Source organism: Actinomadura terrae (assembly GCF_022751215.1).
Classification (GTDB): domain Bacteria; phylum Actinomycetota; class Actinomycetes; order Streptosporangiales; family Streptosporangiaceae; genus Spirillospora; species Spirillospora terrae.
On sequence record NZ_JAICDG010000006.1, the window covers coordinates 66,669 to 82,582 of the forward strand.

General features: G+C 76.4%; 12 protein-coding genes and 1 pseudogene. 5 read left to right on the forward strand and 8 right to left on the reverse strand.

Annotated elements, in window-relative coordinates; genetic code table 11:
• Positions 1-133: 133 nt before the first annotated feature.
• Positions 134-694, forward strand: coding sequence for a GNAT family N-acetyltransferase (locus K2F47_RS32310; protein WP_242909816.1), 561 nt, complete (start codon positions 134-136; stop codon positions 692-694).
• Between the two features lie 45 nt (positions 695-739).
• On the opposite strand, the gene K2F47_RS32315 is transcribed toward K2F47_RS32310, so the two are convergent.
• Entirely contained in the window at positions 740-1,699 is a 960-nt protein-coding gene (locus K2F47_RS32315) for a helix-turn-helix transcriptional regulator (RefSeq protein WP_242909817.1), read from the reverse strand.
• A gap of 82 nt (positions 1,700-1,781) precedes the next feature.
• Here K2F47_RS32315 and K2F47_RS32320 point away from each other — a divergent pair, with 82 nt between their 5' ends.
• Positions 1,782-2,543, forward strand: coding sequence for an alpha/beta fold hydrolase (locus K2F47_RS32320; RefSeq protein WP_242909818.1), 762 nt, complete (start codon positions 1,782-1,784; stop codon positions 2,541-2,543).
• Positions 2,544-2,568: 25 nt separating this feature from the next.
• Here K2F47_RS32320 and K2F47_RS32325 read toward each other — a convergent pair.
• The 6 genes and pseudogenes from K2F47_RS32325 to K2F47_RS32350 form a co-directional block, all read right to left on the reverse strand.
• Positions 2,569-3,129: pseudogene (locus K2F47_RS32325) on the reverse strand (phosphatase PAP2 family protein); the annotation flags it as partial.
• Between the two features lie 73 nt (positions 3,130-3,202).
• Positions 3,203-5,116: a glycoside hydrolase family 3 protein gene (locus K2F47_RS32330; RefSeq protein WP_242909819.1), complete on the reverse strand. Its 1,914-nt coding sequence runs from the start codon at positions 5,114-5,116 to the stop codon at positions 3,203-3,205.
• Between the two features lie 140 nt (positions 5,117-5,256).
• A complete protein-coding gene (locus K2F47_RS32335; RefSeq protein WP_242909820.1) occupies positions 5,257-6,495 on the reverse strand; it encodes an AI-2E family transporter in 1,239 nt (412 codons plus the stop codon).
• Between the two features lie 310 nt (positions 6,496-6,805).
• Positions 6,806-7,777 (reverse strand): ARPP-1 family domain-containing protein, encoded by a 972-nt coding sequence (locus K2F47_RS32340; RefSeq protein WP_242909821.1) that lies wholly within the window; start codon positions 7,775-7,777, stop codon positions 6,806-6,808.
• Between the two features lie 10 nt (positions 7,778-7,787).
• Complete coding sequence (locus tag K2F47_RS32345; RefSeq protein WP_242909822.1) at positions 7,788-9,143, reverse strand: vWA domain-containing protein; 1,356 nt, start codon at positions 9,141-9,143, stop codon at positions 7,788-7,790.
• Between the two features lie 55 nt (positions 9,144-9,198).
• Entirely contained in the window at positions 9,199-9,996 is a 798-nt protein-coding gene (locus K2F47_RS32350) for a TetR/AcrR family transcriptional regulator (RefSeq protein WP_242909823.1), read from the reverse strand.
• A 103-nt stretch (positions 9,997-10,099) separates the two neighbouring features.
• Between K2F47_RS32350 and K2F47_RS32355 the strand changes: the two genes are divergently transcribed.
• Positions 10,100-11,047, forward strand: coding sequence for an ATP-binding cassette domain-containing protein (locus K2F47_RS32355; protein ID WP_242909824.1), 948 nt, complete (start codon positions 10,100-10,102; stop codon positions 11,045-11,047).
• 54 nt (positions 11,048-11,101) lie between these two features.
• On the forward strand, positions 11,102-11,872 hold the full coding sequence (locus tag K2F47_RS32360) for an ABC transporter permease (RefSeq protein WP_242909825.1): 771 nt from the start codon (positions 11,102-11,104) through the stop codon (positions 11,870-11,872).
• 47 nt (positions 11,873-11,919) lie between these two features.
• On the opposite strand, the gene K2F47_RS32365 is transcribed toward K2F47_RS32360, so the two are convergent.
• Positions 11,920-12,933: an EamA family transporter gene (locus tag K2F47_RS32365; RefSeq protein ID WP_242909826.1), complete on the reverse strand. Its 1,014-nt coding sequence runs from the start codon at positions 12,931-12,933 to the stop codon at positions 11,920-11,922.
• Positions 12,934-13,062: 129 nt separating this feature from the next.
• Here K2F47_RS32365 and K2F47_RS32370 point away from each other — a divergent pair, with 129 nt between their 5' ends.
• Complete coding sequence (locus K2F47_RS32370) at positions 13,063-15,903, forward strand: hypothetical protein (RefSeq protein WP_242909827.1); 2,841 nt, start codon at positions 13,063-13,065, stop codon at positions 15,901-15,903.
• Positions 15,904-15,914 lie beyond the last annotated feature (11 nt).

The window sequence follows — 15,914 nt, forward strand, 5'->3', positions numbered from 1 at the left end:
GCGGTGCCGGCCCGCCGGGCGCGGGACGTACGGCGGCGGTTCCCGGTGACGGACGGAGGAATTTCCGGCGACGGGCCGCTTTCCGGGAAATCACGGGTCGCCCAAGAGGGAACCTCGTGAATAGGATCACCCTGTGCTGCGTCCCACTTATCCGATCGAGACCGAACGGCTGGCGCTGCGGCCGTTCCGTGAGGGCGACCTGGACGGCCTGTACGCCTACCAGTCCCTGCCCGAGGTGGCGCGCTTCCTGTACTGGGAGCCCCGGAACCTGGAGGAGTCCAGGTCGTTCCTCCAGCAGAAGATGGGCGCCTCGACCGTGGAGCGGGAGGGCGACTGGCTGGTGCTGGCGGTGGTGTGGCGGGAGACCGGCGCGCTGATCGGCGAGGTCAACCTGCAATGGCGCAGCCGGGAGCACCGGCAGGGCGAGATCGGCTACATCCTCCATCCGAAGTACCACCGGCGGGGGTTCGCGACCGAGGCGGCCGAGGTGGTGCTGCGGCTGGGGTTCGACGGGCTGGGGCTGCACCGGATGGTGGGGCGGCTGGACGGGCGCAACGCCGCGTCGGCGCGGGTGCTGAAGCGGCTGGGGATGCGGCGCGAGGCGCATCTGGTGCAGAACGAGCTGGTCAAGGGCGAGTGGACCGACGAGATCGTCTACGCGATGCTCGAGGACGAGTGGAAGGCCCGCGCCTGACGTCCCGCACCTGACCTCACGCGCCTGAGCGAGGCCCCGAGGGGGTCAGTCGGGGTCGTGGCGGGCGGCCTGGTCGTGCAGGGTGCGGGCGAGGTCGCGGAGGTGGTCGCGGAGGGCGTCGGGGCGGCGGACGACGAAGGGCCAGCCGAGTCCGGCGAGCATGCGCGCCATGCCGTCCAGGTGCTCGGCGCGGGTGGTCATGAGCACTCCCCCGCCGGTCTCGGTGAGCGTGGCGACGGAGGCGGGGACGCGGCGGCGCGCGTCGGCGAGGGTGGTCTCCAGCAGCACCTCGACCTCGTGCCGGTAGGGGACGCGGGCCAGTGACCGGGTGACGTGCTGGACGGGGTCGAGGCCGGCGGGGACGTCGAAGGCGCCGGGGCGGGGTTCGGCGGAGGCGACGCGGTCGACGCGGAAGGTGCGGGTCTCGCCGCTGCGGTGGTCGTGGCCGGTGACGTACCAGCGGCCGGAGTGGAACACCAGCCCGTAGGGGTCGAGGTCGCGTTCGCTGGTCTCGCCGCGCCAGGAGCGGTAGCGCAGCCGGACGGGGCGCTGCTCGCGGGTCGCGGCGGCGAGGGTGAGCAGGGCGTCGGTGGCGGGGGCGGCGGCGTCGCGGGCGGCGAGGGTGAACCCGAGGGTGTCCTGGAGGGCCTGGACGCGGTCGCGGAGGGCGGCGGGCAGGACGCGCTGGACCTTGGCGAGGGCGCTCTCGGTGGCCTGGCCGGGCAGGCCGACGCGGCGTCCGGCGAGCAGGCCGAGGACGACGGCGGTGGCCTCGTCGTCGGTGAGCATGAGCGGCGGGAGCTTGTAGCCGGGCATGAGCCGGTAGCCGCCGTGGCGGCCGCGTTCGGCGGCGACGGGGACGCCGAGGTCGCCGAGGCGGGCGGCGTAGCGGCGGACGGTCCGCTCGTCGACGTCCAGGCGGTGGGCGAGTTCGGTGCCGGTCATGCGGTGGTGGGCCTGGAGGAGTTCGAGCATGGCCAGGATCCGGGTCGTCGGGTGTGACACGGGTCACTCACCTTATCCGGGCGGTTTCTGTCCGGTATTGATCATAACGTGAGGTCACGGCTTCGACGGAGAGGAATTCGACATGGCGACGTTCGTTCTGGTCCCGGGGTACTGGCTCGGCGGGTGGGCGTTCGAGGAGGTGGCGGCGGGTCTGCGCGCGGCCGGGCACGAGGCGCACCCGGTGACGTTGACGGGGGTCGCCGAGCGCGCGGCCGAGGCGGCGCCGGAGGTGGACGTGGACACCCACGTCGCCGACCTCGTCGAGGTCATCGAGGGCGGCGGGCTGGAGGAGGTCGTGCTGGTCGCGCACAGCGGCGCGAACATGGCCGCGACGGGCGCGGCCGACCGGCTCCCCGGGCGGGTCGCGCGGATCGTCTACCTCGACAGCGGCCCGATGCCCGCGGGGCTGGCGGGCATCGACTTCCACGCCCCCGAGGCGCGGGCGGAGCTGCGGCGGCAGGCCGCCGAGGAGGGCGGCGGGTGGCTGCTGCCGGTGCCGCCGTTCGACCCGGCGGCCGACCCGCACATGCTGGCGGGCCTGGACGCCGGGCACCTGGAGGCGATGCGGCGGCGCGGGACGCCGCAGCCGTTCGGGACGGTGACGCAGCCGCTGGCGCGCCCCGAGCCGCTGCCGGGCGTCCCACGGACGCTGGTGGCCTGCACGTTCACGGTGGAGGACGTGCGGCAGATGGCGGACTCGGGCGATCCGGTGTTCGCGGAGATGGCGGGCCCGGGCTGGACCTACCGGGAGCTGCCGACCGGGCACTGGCCGATGTTCTCCCGTCCGGCGGAGCTGGCGGCGCTGCTGGCGGAGATCGCGGAGCGGCCGGCTCCGGTCGGGTGAGCAGGGCCCGCCCGGCGCAGGCCAGCAGGACGCCGACGCCCCAGCCGGCGGCGGCGTCGGTGGGCCAGTGGTAGCCGAGCGCGACGACGCCGGCGGCGACCGCGGCGGCGAGGACGTGCGCGGCGATCGTCGCGCGGCGGGACGCGCGGGCGAGCGCGGCGGCGAACAGCAGGCAGGCGGCGGCGTTGGCGGCGTGCCCGGAGGGGTAGGACAGGTATCCGGCGGCGGCGAGGGTGTCGTGCCCGGTGCGCGGCGGCGTCCGGGCGAACGCCAGCTGCGCGCCGCGCACGCTCGCCTCGGTCGCGGCCAGCCAGAGCACGGCGACCAGCAGCGGGCGGATCCGGCGGTGGCGCCAGGCGACGGCGGCGGCGGTGCCGGCGACGAGGGCGCCGACGAGCCAGTACTGGCCGGCGTTGACGATCGTCCGCCACGTCCAGTGCCAGGCGCCGGTGCGCGGCGGCAGCCCGTCGGCGAACACGCGGTGGTCCAGGGCGCGGAGCGGGCCGCCGGCGAGCACGTCGAGGGTGACCGCCGCCGTGAGGAGGGCGGCGGCCACCGGCAACACACCGGGTCTGGGGAGCCGCATCCTCCGATCCTGCCCGACGGGTCGCGGCGCCCGTCCGAGACGCCGATCACAGTGAGGAAGGCAGGGGGCGGGGTCAGCGGTGGTAGCGCAGCCCGTGCCCGAACCGGTACAGGACGGTGCCGGGGTCGTCGGCGGCGGTGATGGTCACGGGGAGCCGGCCGCGCGGTGCGGTCTCGCCGTAGAGGACCTTGGCGGTGGAGCGGAGCGCCTCGGCGGTGGCGGAGTAGGTCGCGAGGTACGTCGGGGCCTCGGGGAACCAGGCGATGTCGTAGGGGTCGCGGGCGGCGACGACGATGAGGGGTTTGCCGGTGGCGGCGAGCGCCTTGACGAGGTCGCGCTGGCCGGGGCCGTTGTGGGGGCTCTCGTCCTTGACGTCCCAGGCGCGGTTGGTGACGGCGACGAGGAGGTCCTGGTCGCGGGCGGCGGCGAGGGTCTGGGCGATGCGGGCGGGGGTGGGGCTGAGGCCGGTCTCGCGGACGGTGGCGGTGGCGCCGCGGGCGGTCATCTCCCCGGCGAGGGCGGTGGTGGGGGCGCCCCAGCCGGTGACCAGGACACGGCGGGGTCCGGGGCGCAGCGGCAGGAGCCCGGCGCTGTCCTTGACGAGGGTGGTGGTGCGGTCGGTGGCGCGCTGTGCGGCGGCGCGGTGCGCGGGCGCGCCGACGACGGCGTCGACCTTCGACTCGTCGGCGTAGGGGTCGTGGAACAGGCCGCGCCGCTTCTTCAGCTCCAGGACCCGGTAGACGGAGGCGTCGAGGCGCCGTTCGGTGAGTTCGCCGGTGCGGACGGCGGTGACGACGGCGTCGAGCTGGCGGGCGAACACGCCGGTGCCGGAGGCGTCGGCGGGGGGTTTGAGGAGCACGTCCGCGCCGGCCTTGAGGGCGAGGACGGGGACGCGCTCGTCGCCGTACTTGTCGCGGACGCCCTTCATGTCGAGGGCGTCGGTGACGATGACGCCGCGGTAGTGGAGCCGGTCGCGCAGGATGCCGGTGAGGATGGGGCGGGAGAGGGTGGCGGGGTCCTCGGAGGGGTCGAGGGCGGGCACGATGATGTGGGCGGTCATGATGGCGTCGGCGCCGCGGGCGACGGCGGCGCGGAACGGCGGCAGGTCGAGGCGTTCCCACTGGGCGCGGGTGTGGCCGATGCGGGGGACGCCGGTGTGGCTGTCGGTGGTGGTGTCGCCGTGTCCGGGGAAGTGCTTGACGGTGGGGGTGACGCCGCCGGCGCGGTAGCCGTCGATCTGCGCGGTGACCATCCGGGAGACCAGGGCGGGGTCGGAGCCGAAGGAGCGGACGCCGATGACGGGGTTGGCGGGGTTGACGTTGACGTCGGCGTCGGGCGCGTAGTCCTGGTTGATGCCGATGGCGCGCAGTTCCCGTCCGGTGACGCGGGCGAGGGCGCGGGCGTCGGCGGCGCGGCGTCCGGCGGCCAGGGCCATGGCGCCGGGCGACTGGGTGGCGGGCGGCTGGACGCGGGCGACGATGCCGCCCTCCTGGTCGGTGGCGATGGTGGCGGGGATGGGGAGCGGCTGGGCGGCCGCAGCGCGCTGGATGCCGTTGGAGAAGGCGGCGAGCTGGCGGGGGTTCTGGACGTTGGCGGGGCTCGCGGAGTAGTAGAGGAACCCGCCGGGGTGGTAGCGGGCGATGACCTGGGCGGCGTTGTCGGCGCCGTAGAGGCGGCGGTTGGCGGCGACGTCGGCGGGGTCGGTGGTGTCGGCGCTGGTGCCGTGGATCTGGAGGACGAACAGCTGCGCGGCCTTGTCGCGCAGCGTCATCGCCCGCAGGAGGCGCAGCAGGTGGGGGTCCTGGCGGTGCCCGGTGGCCGTGGCCAGTCCCGGGACGGGCGCGGGCGCGGCGCCGGCGGCGGCGGGGGTGGCGTTCGCGGTGGTGAGCGCGAGGGCCCCGGCGGTGAGCGCGGCGGTGAGTCTTCGGGTGAGTCTTCGGGTGAGTTCCCGGGTGAGGCGGCGTGTGGGGTCGGGTGTGTGGCGCATGACGGCTCCCTCCGCCCCCGAGCGGCCCGCAGAATAGATGATCAAGGTTGTTGGAACGGTAACCCCGGTGCGGCGGGCCCGTCCATGGCAATGGTCGACGAGGCGTCCAGGGTCTGGCATGGCGCCGGTAAAAGGGCGGGTCAGCGGGGTCGGCGTCGTCGCAGGCGCCAGCGCGGGCGGGGCGGTGGGGGCGCGGTGAGGGGGTGCTCCTCGATCTCGTAGCGGCGGACGTAGGCGCCGGCGAACGCCTGGACGCTGGCGCCGAACGGCAGCGCCAGCAGCGCGCCGAGCGGGCCGACGACCGCGGCGCCGGCGAGGACGAGCCCGAACGCGACGGCGGGGTGCATGTCGAGGGTGCGGGCGGTGATGCGGGGTTGCAGGAGGTAGTTCTCCAGCTGCTGGTAGGCGGTGATGAACAGCAGCATCCACAGGGCGGTGGAGGGGCCGCGGGTGAGCGCGATGAGGACGGGGACGGCGCCGGCGAGGTAGGTGCCGACGGCGGGGATGAACTGGGACACCACGCCGACCCACAGCGCCAGCGTCAGCGCGTAGGGCACGCCGAGCCCGGCCATGGCGGCGTAGTGCGCGGCGCCGGAGATCAGTGCGAGGAGCGCGCGGGAGTAGATGTAGCCGCCGGTCTTCTGCACGGCGATCTCCCAGGCGGACAGGACCTGGCGTTGGCGGTGCGGCGGGAGGACGGAGCAGACCGTCCGGCGGAACTGGGGGCCCTGGGCGGACAGGTAGAAGGTGAACAGCAGGACGCCGAGGAGCTTGAACACGACGCCGAGGGCGGTGGCGCCGATGCCCCACACGTTCCCGGCGAGGTCGGACAGGTGGCGGGAGAACTGGTCGGTGAGGGTGGGCAGGCGCCGGACGACGGTGTCGCGGGACAGGTGGGTGCCGAAGGTGGCGTTGACCCAGTCGATGACGGCGGAGACGTCGCCGGGGAACCCGTCGATGAGGTGGGTGGTCTGGGTGGCCAGCAGCGACCCGATGCCGCCGAGGAACACGGCGGTGACGAGGGCGATGACCAGGAACATCAGGCCGGTGGCCAGGCCGCGGCGCCAGCCGCGGGCGGCGAGCCAGTTGACGGCGGGTTCGATCGCGAAGGCCAGGAACAGGGAGGTAAGCAGCAACAGCAGCAGTTCGCGGAGCCGCTGCGCGAGCCACACGCCGACGACGAACAGCAGGACGGTGGCGCCGGCGAGCAGGAACGCGCGGGGCAGCCAGGGCGGCATGTGCTGCGGGCCCGGCGCGCCGCCGGGCCCGGATGCTGCGGGTGGCGGTGCGGGTGGCGGTGCGGGTGGTGCGGGCGGGGCGCCGGCGGTGTTCGCGGGCGCGTCGCCGCCGGCGGGCCGGTCGCCGGGGGTGTGCGGCATGCCCGCACGGTAGCGGCGGCGTGCCGGCGGGCCCCCCGGTACGCCCCGGGCAGGGGGTCAACCTTTGCCGAGTCTTCAGCCCGGTTCGGGGGCGCCGGCGGGTGCGGGCGGGGCGGGACGGGCGGCCGGCGCGCCGTCGGGCTCGGGGCCGTCGCCGCGACGGCGGCCCCGGGGGCCCGGACCAGGTTCGTGGTCTGGGGGCCCGGCACAGTTCCCGCGCGTCCGATTGAAGTGGCTGGCGCACTCGCGGGGCAAGCCCTTTACGGGATCGCCGTGCGCGAGCTGCCCCGGCCGCGCCGGGCGGGCGGGGTCAGCGGGCGAACAGGGAGGCGTAGACGGCGCGGTCGCCGTCGGTGACGATCTGCCCGGCGAGGTGGGGGGCGGTGAGGGTGGACAGCCGCAGGGTGCGGTGGCGGTCCTCCTCCTGGAGGTGGAGGGGTCCGGTGGCGGGGCCGGTGATCTGGGTGGTGATCTGCCGGGTGAGGCGGGCGAGGCGGTCGGAGCGGTCGCGGTCCAGGGCGCCGCGCAGTTCGGCGAGGTTCGCGGCGTCGTAGGGGGCGGCGGTGGCGGGCGGGGCGGGTTCGGCGCGGGAGGCGGCGCCGCCGTAGGCGAAGCAGACCAGCGCGGTCCACATCTGCGCGAAGTAGGCGGGGGCGGGGGTGATCTCCAGGCCGGCGAGGCGTCCGGCGGTCAGGAACAGCGCGCCGACCTGCCCGGGCTGGGGTTCGAGGCGGCTGTGGAAGCGGGTGAGGTCGGGCCGCTGGCGGGACAGGAGGTGGTCGAGGTGCCCGCGCCGCGGGAGGCCGTGGCGGGCGTTGAGGTCGGCGACGGCGTCGCGCAGTTTGCCGTGGTCGTGGACGCCGCGCAGGGCGAGGGCGCGGGCGCGCAGGTCGCCGGGCAGGACGTAGAACCAGGGGTCGCCGCCGGTGCGGTGGCCGCCGGGGACGTCCTGGACGCGGCAGGCGTCGTGGAAGCGGAGGGTCTGCCCGGGGGCGATGAGCGCCGAGCGGCACAGGGCGTGGCTTCGGGTGCCGTCCTGGACGTGGCCGAGGTGCAGCGGGACGATCGCGACGCCGTCGGGGTCGGGGTTGGTGAGTTCGACCTGCCCGCAGCCGGCGGCGCGGGACGGCCGCAGGGCGCGGGGCGGGGTGAAGCCGGGGTGGGCGGGCCCGGAGATGGGGACCATGGTGAGCGCGCCGGCCTGCTGCGGGGTGCCGAGGCGGTGCCCGGCGAGGCTGAGCGGCCCGGGGACCAGGGTGTCGAGCGCCGTCAGGTCGGTCACGGTGCCCCTTTCAGGCGGCGAGGCCGGGGGTGAGGGCGTCGGCGCGGCGGTCGAGGTCGTCCAGGCGGGTGTGCAGGACGGCGCGGAGCCAGGGCGCGCCGGCGGCGCAGTGCCCGAACATCCAGGGCAGCAGGTCGGCGAAGTCGTCCTGGTGCCAGAACGCGCGGCGGGGCAGGGAGGGGGCGGGGCTGGGCGGCGCGAGGTCGTCGCGGGCGGTGAAGGTGGCGTGGCAGAACACGACGGGGGTGGTGACGCCGGCGGCGGGCAGGGTGGCGGCGACGCGGGCGAGGTCGCCGGGGAACAGGTTCTCGTGGCCGTCGGAGACGACGGCGACGAGGTCGGGGTCGGCGCCGAGGGCGTCCAGGAGGCCGGTGGCGAGGTCGGTGGCGCCGCGGGGGGCGCGTTCGTCGCCGCCGGTCTCGACGACCTCCAGCCGGTCGCACACCTCCGACAGGACCATGCGCAGCGCGGCGGCCTGGGACATCAGCGCCCATTCGCGGGGGCCGTGGCCGCGCATGGACGCCGAGGCGTCCAGGACCAGCGCGAGGGTGCCGGGGAAGCGGGGGAAGGCGGCGGCGGCCTCGTCGAGGTGGCGGCCGAGCGCCTCGTAGAGGGCGGCGGCGGGGCCGCCCCGGTAGAGGTGGACGAGGGTGGCGGCGATGGCGCCGCGGTTGGTGGCGGTGACGGTCGCGGTGGCGGGGTGGGTGCGCGGGGCGTCCAGGGCCAGGGCGGGTTCGGTGAGGGCGGGCCCGGCGGGCAAGGGTTCGCCCGGGGCCGGGCCGCTGGTGGTGGCGTAGAGGGCGCGGACGCGGGCGGGTGCGGTGCGGGGGGTGGTGAGGAAGCGCAGGAGGCGGCGCCGCAGGTAGTCGGAGGTGGTGTCGCCGTCGGCGATGCGGCGGGCGCAGCCGCGGGCGGTGGCGGTGCCGAGGGCGTGTTCGAAGCAGTCGAGCAGCGCGGGGCGGCGGGCGGCGATGAGGGCGTCGGCGGCGGGGTGCTCCAGGACGAACCGGAGCGCGGTGCGGGTGGTGTGCTTGTGGTTGGCGCGCAGCCGCCGCAGGGCGAGCAGGACGGTGATGACGTGGGCGGGCGGCAGGCCCAGGGTCAGGACGCGGGCGAGGCGGGCCAGGACGGCGCGGGCGGGTTCGTCCAGGCCGGCCTGGGTGGCCTCCAGGATCCGCAGCAGGATGCGGGCGCGCTGCCAGGGCAGGACGCCGGGGGCGAGGGCGAGCAGCGCGTAGCCCTCGGGGTCGCGGCGGTGGGCGGCGCGGTGCAGGTCCGCGTCGTCCCAGCGCAGGGTGCCGCCCCGGGGCAGGGAGAGGGCGGTGTCGTGGGTCCGCAGGTGGGCGAGGAGCGTGGGGGTGTCCATGATTGTTGGCCTCCGCAATCATGGAGTCTAGGAATCCCCGGGAGTGCCTCGACACTCATTTTCCGGCGGCGGTCTCCGCGCGGAGACCGTCTTCGGGCGGCGCGGCGGGTGCGGCGCCGGGAGGTGCGGGCGGGGCGGCGGCGTAGTCGCCGAGGCCGTGTTCGAGGAGGTCGAAGACGCGGGCTGCGGCGGCGTAGACGTCGGCGCGCATCTCCTCCAGGGTCTCCCCGGCGCTCTTGCGGGCGGCGATCTGCTCGATGAGCGTGCTCTGCGCGGCGAGGATCATCGCGGCGGCCGCGGCGGGGGTGATGTCGTCGGGCCCGGCGCCGGTCTCCTCGGCGAGCAGCGCGGCGATGTGGTCCTGCGCCTCCTGGAGGATCTCGCGCTGGCGGGCCATGAGGGCGGGGCTGGCGCGGACGGTGCGGGTCCAGACGTCGGAGCCCTCGTGGAAGGCGGTGCGGTAGGAGCGGGCGTCGAGCCCTTCGAGGAAGTGGCGGCGGAACAGCGCGACGACGCCCTCGCCGGGGCGGCGGTCGCGCAGGTCGCGGGTGAGCTGTTCGAGGTGGTCGCCCTGCCGGTCGAAGAACAGGTCCTCCTTGGTGCGGAAGTAGTTGAAGACGGTGTTGACCGACACCTCGGCGGCGCGGGCGACGTCGGCGATGGTGACGTTGTCGAAGCCGCTGGTGAGGAACAGGCCGGTGGCGATGTCGGAGATGCGGCGCCGGGTCTGGCGCTTCTTGCGTTCGCGCAGGCCCAGTTCGGGTTCGGGCCGCGCGGCGGGCTCCCCCGCCGCCGCCCCCGCGGTCTCCCCGGTCTCCCCGGGCTCCCCCTCCCGGGCGCGCTCGTCTGCCATGCCCCGCATCCTACCCTCACTGGTGAGACTTAAAATTTGGAGCTACTTAAAATTTGTGGTTACTCTACCGGCGTTGTGTTCCCGTCCCCCCACGGAGGTCACCGTGATCGACGCATGCGGGCTGGCCCGCTCCTTCACCACCGGGCACGGCACGGTCGAGGCTGTGCGCGGCGTCGACCTGTCGGTCGCGCCAGGCGAGATCGTGGGGTTCCTCGGCCCGAACGGCGCGGGGAAGAGCACCACGCTGCGGATGCTGACGACGCTGCTGGCGCCGACGGCGGGCCGGGCGCGGGTCGCGGGCCACGACCTGCGCGCCGACCCGGCGGGCGTGCGCCGCGACATCGGGTACGTGGCGCAGGGCGGCGGCACCGACCCCGCGGTCCCGGTCGGTGAGGAGCTGGACCTCCAGGCGCGCCTGCACGGGGTGCCCGACCGGGCGCGGCGGGTCGCGGAGCTGTGCGCGCGGTTGGAGCTGGCGGGGCTGGAGTCGCGTCCGGCGGGGTCGCTGTCGGGCGGGCAGCGGCGCCGCCTGGACCTCGCGCTGGGGCTGCTGCACCGCCCGCCGCTGGTGTTCCTGGACGAGCCGACCAGCGGCCTGGACCCGCAGAGCCGCGGGAACCTGTGGGACCACGTCCGCGCGATGCGCGCCGAGGACGGCACGACGGTGTTCCTCACCACCCACTACCTGGAGGAGGCCGACGCCCTGTGCGACCGGGTCCTGATCATCGACCGGGGTGTGATCGTCGCCGAGGGCGCGCCCGCCGACCTCAAGCGCCGCGTCGCCGGGGACGTCGTCACGCTGGTGCTGGCGGACGAGGCGGGCACCGGCCGCGCGCGGGCGGCGCTGGCGGACCGCCCGGGGGTGCGGGACGCGGTGGTGGCGGGGCGGACCGTCCGGCTGCGGGTCGGGGACGGCGAGCGGGAGCTGGCGGGCCTGGTCCGCGCGCTGGACGCGGCGGGGGCGGGCCTGGTGTCGCTGAACCTGTCGCGTCCCACGCTCGACGACGTCTTCCTCGCCGTCACCGGCCGGTCGCTCCGCGACGCCGCCTGACCCCCTCTCCTCCTCTCTCCTCGACCTGTCTCGTCTCACGTGAAGGAGTTCTCGATGTCGTTGTCGCGGACGGTGTCCGACACCCGCCTGGTGTTCCTGCGGTATCTGCGGCAGACGCTGCGCAGCAGGGTCGCGGTGGTGTTCGGCGCGGTGCAGCCGCTGCTGTACCTGCTGCTGTTCGGTCCGCTGCTGAAGGGCCTGGTCGGGGTGCGGGGGTTCGGCGGCGGCGACGCCTGGCAGGTGTTCGTGCCGGGCGTGCTGATCCAGCTGGCGCTGTTCGGCGCGGGGTTCGTGGGGTTCGGGCTGATCGGCGACCTGCGGTCGGGGGTGCTGGAGCGGCTGCGGGTGACGCCGGTGAGCCGGACGGCGCTGCTGCTGGGCCGGGTGCTGCGCGACGCGGCGGTGCTGGGCGCGCAGGCGGTGCTGCTGCTGGCGGCCGGGTTCGCGCTGGGGCTGCGCGCCCCGCTGGGCGGCGTCGCGGTGGCGCTGGCGCTGGTGGTGTCGCAGGCGGTGAGCGTGGCGTCGCTGTCGTATGTGCTGGCGCTGCGCACGCGCAGCGAGGACGCGTTCGCGCCGCTGCTGTCGGCGGTGACGCTGCCGCTGATGCTGCTGTCGGGGATCCTGCTGCCGATGAGCCTGGCGCCGGGGTGGCTGGACGTGGTGTCGCGGTGCACCCCGTTCCGGTACGTGGTGGACGCGGCGCGCGCGGCGTTCCTCGGCGACTACGCCGCCGCGGCGGTCGCCGAGGGGTGCCTGGTCGCGGTGGTGCTGCTGGTGGTGTCGGTGGCGCTGGGCGCGCGCCGTTTCCGCGCCGAGAACGCCTGACCGCTCCCCCGCCGCGGCCGCCGCCCCGGCCCCGGGAGTGCGGTGGTTCAGGCGGGGGGCGCCGAGGGCTGGGCGCGCAGGAAGGTGCGGGCGCGGCGGGGCCGGGCGCCGCCCGTCTCGGGCGGGGGCGGCGGCGGCCGGTCGCCGGCGGCGCGCTGGGCGATGTAGGCGCCGGTGAGGACGACGGCGCCGCCGGCCAGCTGGGCGGGGGTGAGGCGCTCGCCGAGGACCAGCCAGGCGATGAGCGCGGCGGCGACCGCCTCGGTGTAGCAGACGGCGCCGCCGACCTGCGGGGACAGCCGTTGCAGCCCGGCGACGCCGGCGAGGTAGGCCGCGACGGTGCTGATCAGCGCGAGGCCGGCGAGGAGCGTCCAGGCGGGGGCGTGGTGGTCGCCGGTGGGCACGGTGGTGGCGAGCATGTGCCAGGGCAGCGCCCAGGGCGCCGCGAACGCGGTGAGCGCGGCGGCGGCGATCACCATCCCGGAGGTGGTGACGACGAGGGGGTCGACCCGGCCGGCGAGGCTGTCGACGAACAGGAAGTAGCAGGCCTGGCAGGCGGCGGCGCCGAACCCGGCGAGCAGGCCGAGCGGGTCCAGGTCCAGGCCCGCCCACACCTGCACGACCAGCGCGAGGCCCGCCATGGCGACGGCGACGCCGGCGACGGCGGAGGGGTGGACGGGCGCGCGGCGCACGAACCGCAGCCAGCCGAGCACGATGACGGGGCCGCTGAACTCCAGCAGGATCGCGACGCCGACGGGCAGCCGGGACGCGGCCACGAAGTAGCAGGCCTGGCAGCCGGCGATGCCGGTGAGCCCGTACAGGGCCAGTTTGCCGAGGTGGGGGCGCAGGCCGCGGGCGGCGGAGGCGCCGCGCGCCACCAGCACGACCGGGGCGAGGACCAGCGCGGAGACCGCGATGCGCAGCCACACCGCCTGCATGGGGGCGAGCCCGGCCTCGATGAGCGCCTTGCCGAAGGACCCCGAGGCGCCGAAGCAGACCGAGGAGAACACCACCAGGCCCACGCCCCAGGCGCGCGTCCGCGCCGCACCGTCCACGCTCACCGGTTCCCCTCCGTGCCACCCCGTAGATCACCGCCGCCAGGCTAATGAGCATAGTGCCATAACACTCATTACAGGTCGATGGGGGCGACGATGCCGGGCCCCGCGCCCGGGAGGACTACTATTCGCCGGGTGAGCTGGCAGGCGGCCGGGGCGGCACCCGGCGGAACCGGAGGCGGGCCGAGCGGGGACCTGTTCGCGGCGGTCGAGGGCAACGTCGCGGAACTGGTCGCCTCGCCGTGGTGGCAGAGCGCCCCGCCGCAGGACCGCGCCGCGCAGATCGCGGCGCGGATGCTGTGGGGCGCCGGCGAGTGGTGGCTGTACGGCGCGTGGGGCCGCTGGTACCGGTGCGGCCTGGACGGCTCCTGGCACCCCTGCCCGCCGCCCGCCGCGTTCGAGGACCGCCGCGTCGCGGTCCCCGCGCCGCGCGGCGCGGGGACGCCGCCGGTGCCGCCGCAGCTGTTCCCCACCGGCCCCGACCTGTCGGCCGGGCGGGTCGCGCCGCTGGGGTTCCTCGGGCCCGTGCCCGACACCGCCGTGGTCGCGCGGATCTCGCAGGCGCTGACGACGGCGCTGGCGGTGAACCCCGCGCAGTTCGCGCAGCGCGACCCGATGTTCCAGCCGGGCACGCCCAGCACCGTCGCGGCGGCGTGGGGCGCGCTGCTGTGGTGCGCGGGGTCGCCGGTGGTGCTGACCGAGCACCCGCTGATCGAGTCGTTCATCCCGTTCCTGACGACCTCGGCCGAGCAGCTCCACTGGATGATGCCGCCCGACTTCGGCACGCTCGCCGGGTACTACGTGCACCGGCTCGGCGCGGGCGACGGCGGCGGCGCCGCGCACATCGCGCGGGTGATGTACGAGGTCGCGGCGGGGTTGCAGGCCGACCCGCGGTTCCGGCCCGGCGCCGACGCGCTGGCGGCGGTGACGGCGGCGTCGCTGCGGCTGGTCAACCAGGACCTGGCCACCGTCCGGTACGGGCCGGAGGCGATCGTGCAGGAGTGGCGGCGCCGCTGCCCCGCCGAGTACGCGACGCCGATGGTGCGCGACACCGCGCCCGGGGAGTACCTGCGGCTCGCGCTGTACGACCTCCAGCAGATCGTCGCGGGGCTGACCGGCCCGCACCACCCCGCCGGCGGGGCCCCGGGGGCGGGTGCGGGGCAGCCGGGGCAGCCGGGGCGCGGCCATGACGAGGTGCGGCGGGCGGGCGTGGCGGTGCTGGCCGCCGACCTCCAGGCGGCGCCGAACGCGCTGCCGGTGCTGCAACGCTGGCTGGACCCCGACAGCGCGCGGACGCTGCAGGCCGTCCTGACCGACCCGGCGCACCCGCTGCGGGCGCTGTGGCCGCGGGAGGGGCGGCTGCCGGAGGCGCTGCGCAGCGGCGACGCCGACGCGCTGGCCGCGCTGCTGGCGACCACCTACACGCTGGGGCTGACGTGGTGCCGGCTCGCGCAGGTGCCGCCGCCCGCGACGGGGTTCGCGGTGCCGCAGGCGGTGGCGGCGGAGCTGACCTCGCCCGCGATGCACACCCCGCCCTCGACCGACGAGCTGTCGGCGTGGGACATCATCAAGGCGGCGCGGGCGCACATGGCGGCCGAGCGCGCCACCAGCGACCAGCCGGTGGCGCCGGTGCCCGAGCCGCAGCGGCGCGCGCCGGGCCCGCCGCCCGCGGTCGCGCCGGTGGAGCCGCCCTCGGCGCCCCCGGTCCCGCAGTCTCCGCCGCCGGGTTCGCCTTCGGGGTCGCCGGTCCCGCCGCCCGCGGCTTCTCCCCCGCTCTCCCCTCCCGTCCCGCCGCCCGTGGCCCCGCCGGTTCCGCCGCCGGGTTCGCCGGTTCCCGCGCCGCCGACCGCGGTCGTGGACGAGCGTCCCGGCGCGGCGCGTCCGGCGGCGCCGGTGTGGCCGGACGCCGAGCCCGACCCGCCGGGCGGCGCGGGGCCCGAGCCGGTGTGGCCGTCCGAGCATGCGACGCAGCTGGACACCGACGCGTTCAAGACCCAGCTCGACCGGGGCCGTGGGTGGCCGGGCCGCGAGGCCGAATCCCCCGCCGGGCCTCCCGCCGGGTCTCCTGCCGAAGCGGCGGGCGGGTCTGAGCAGCCGGTTCCGCAGGCCGATCTGCCGCCGCCGCCCGTGCCGGTTCCGGGTCCGGTGCCGCCGCTGCCGCCCGCGCCCGTCCTGGAGCAGGGCGCGCAGGTCGCCGAGGCCTACGGGATCCGGTTCCTGTGCGGCGCCGACGACATCGGCCGGGTGGTGACGGAGGTGCGGCGGCGCGGGAAGTGGGCGCGGCGGCTGCGGGGGCAGGAGGTGTCGAGCGCGTCGGCGCCGGCGCTGCTGCTGATCGGGACGCCGTCGAGCGGGCAGCGGCGGCTGGCGCGGATGGTCGCGCGCGCGTTGGCGGAGGTGGAGGCCTCCAGCGGCGAGGTCCACGGCGTCCACGCCGAGGATCTGCGGGAGCGCGGGCCGGACGGGCTGCGGGCGGTGCTGGACGAGCACGCCGGGCATGTGCTGCTGCTGGACGGCCTGGACGGGCTGATCCTGGACGAGACGCAGGGCCCGGCGTACGCGTCGGTGCTCTACCGGGCGCGGTTGGAGGGCGTGAACGACACGGCGTTGCTGGCGACGTGCGAGCCGGACCGGGTCGGGGAGCTGTCGGCGGTCTCGCCGGAGCTGGTGACCGATCTGCGGGCGGTGCGGCTGCCGGACCTGGAGCGGGACGGGGCGCGGGCGGCGCTGCTGGGGCTGCTGGCCGAGGAGCGGTCGCTGCGGATCGGCCCGGACGCGTGGGCGGTGGTGAACCGGGAGGTGGGCGGGTTGCGCGGCCGGGGCCGGTTGACGGGTGCGCGGCTGGTGGAGGCGTATCTGGAGCGGGCGGTGACGCGGCAGCTGGGCCGGGCGGAGGCGACGCGGGCGATCGGGAGCGCGCTGGCGTTGACGGCCGCGGACTTCGAGGGCCTGGCCGCCGAGCTGTCCGGCCGCTGACGTCCCCGCAT

What these genes read in the sequence shown, in the direction of transcription:
- K2F47_RS32335 (WP_242909820.1), bottom strand. Translation starts at nt 6,495, where the DNA reads ATGCCGCACACCCCCGGCGACCGGCCCGCCGGCGGCGACGCGCCCGCG.
- K2F47_RS32345 (WP_242909822.1), bottom strand. Translation starts at nt 9,143, where the DNA reads ATGGACACCCCCACGCTCCTCGCCCACCTGCGGACCCACGACACCGCC.
- K2F47_RS32360 (WP_242909825.1), top strand. Translation starts at nt 11,102, where the DNA reads ATGTCGTTGTCGCGGACGGTGTCCGACACCCGCCTGGTGTTCCTGCGG.
- K2F47_RS32320 (WP_242909818.1), top strand. Translation starts at nt 1,782, where the DNA reads ATGGCGACGTTCGTTCTGGTCCCGGGGTACTGGCTCGGCGGGTGGGCG.
- K2F47_RS32330 (WP_242909819.1), bottom strand. Translation starts at nt 5,116, where the DNA reads ATGCGCCACACACCCGACCCCACACGCCGCCTCACCCGGGAACTCACC.
- K2F47_RS32350 (WP_242909823.1), bottom strand. Translation starts at nt 9,996, where the DNA reads ATGGCAGACGAGCGCGCCCGGGAGGGGGAGCCCGGGGAGACCGGGGAG.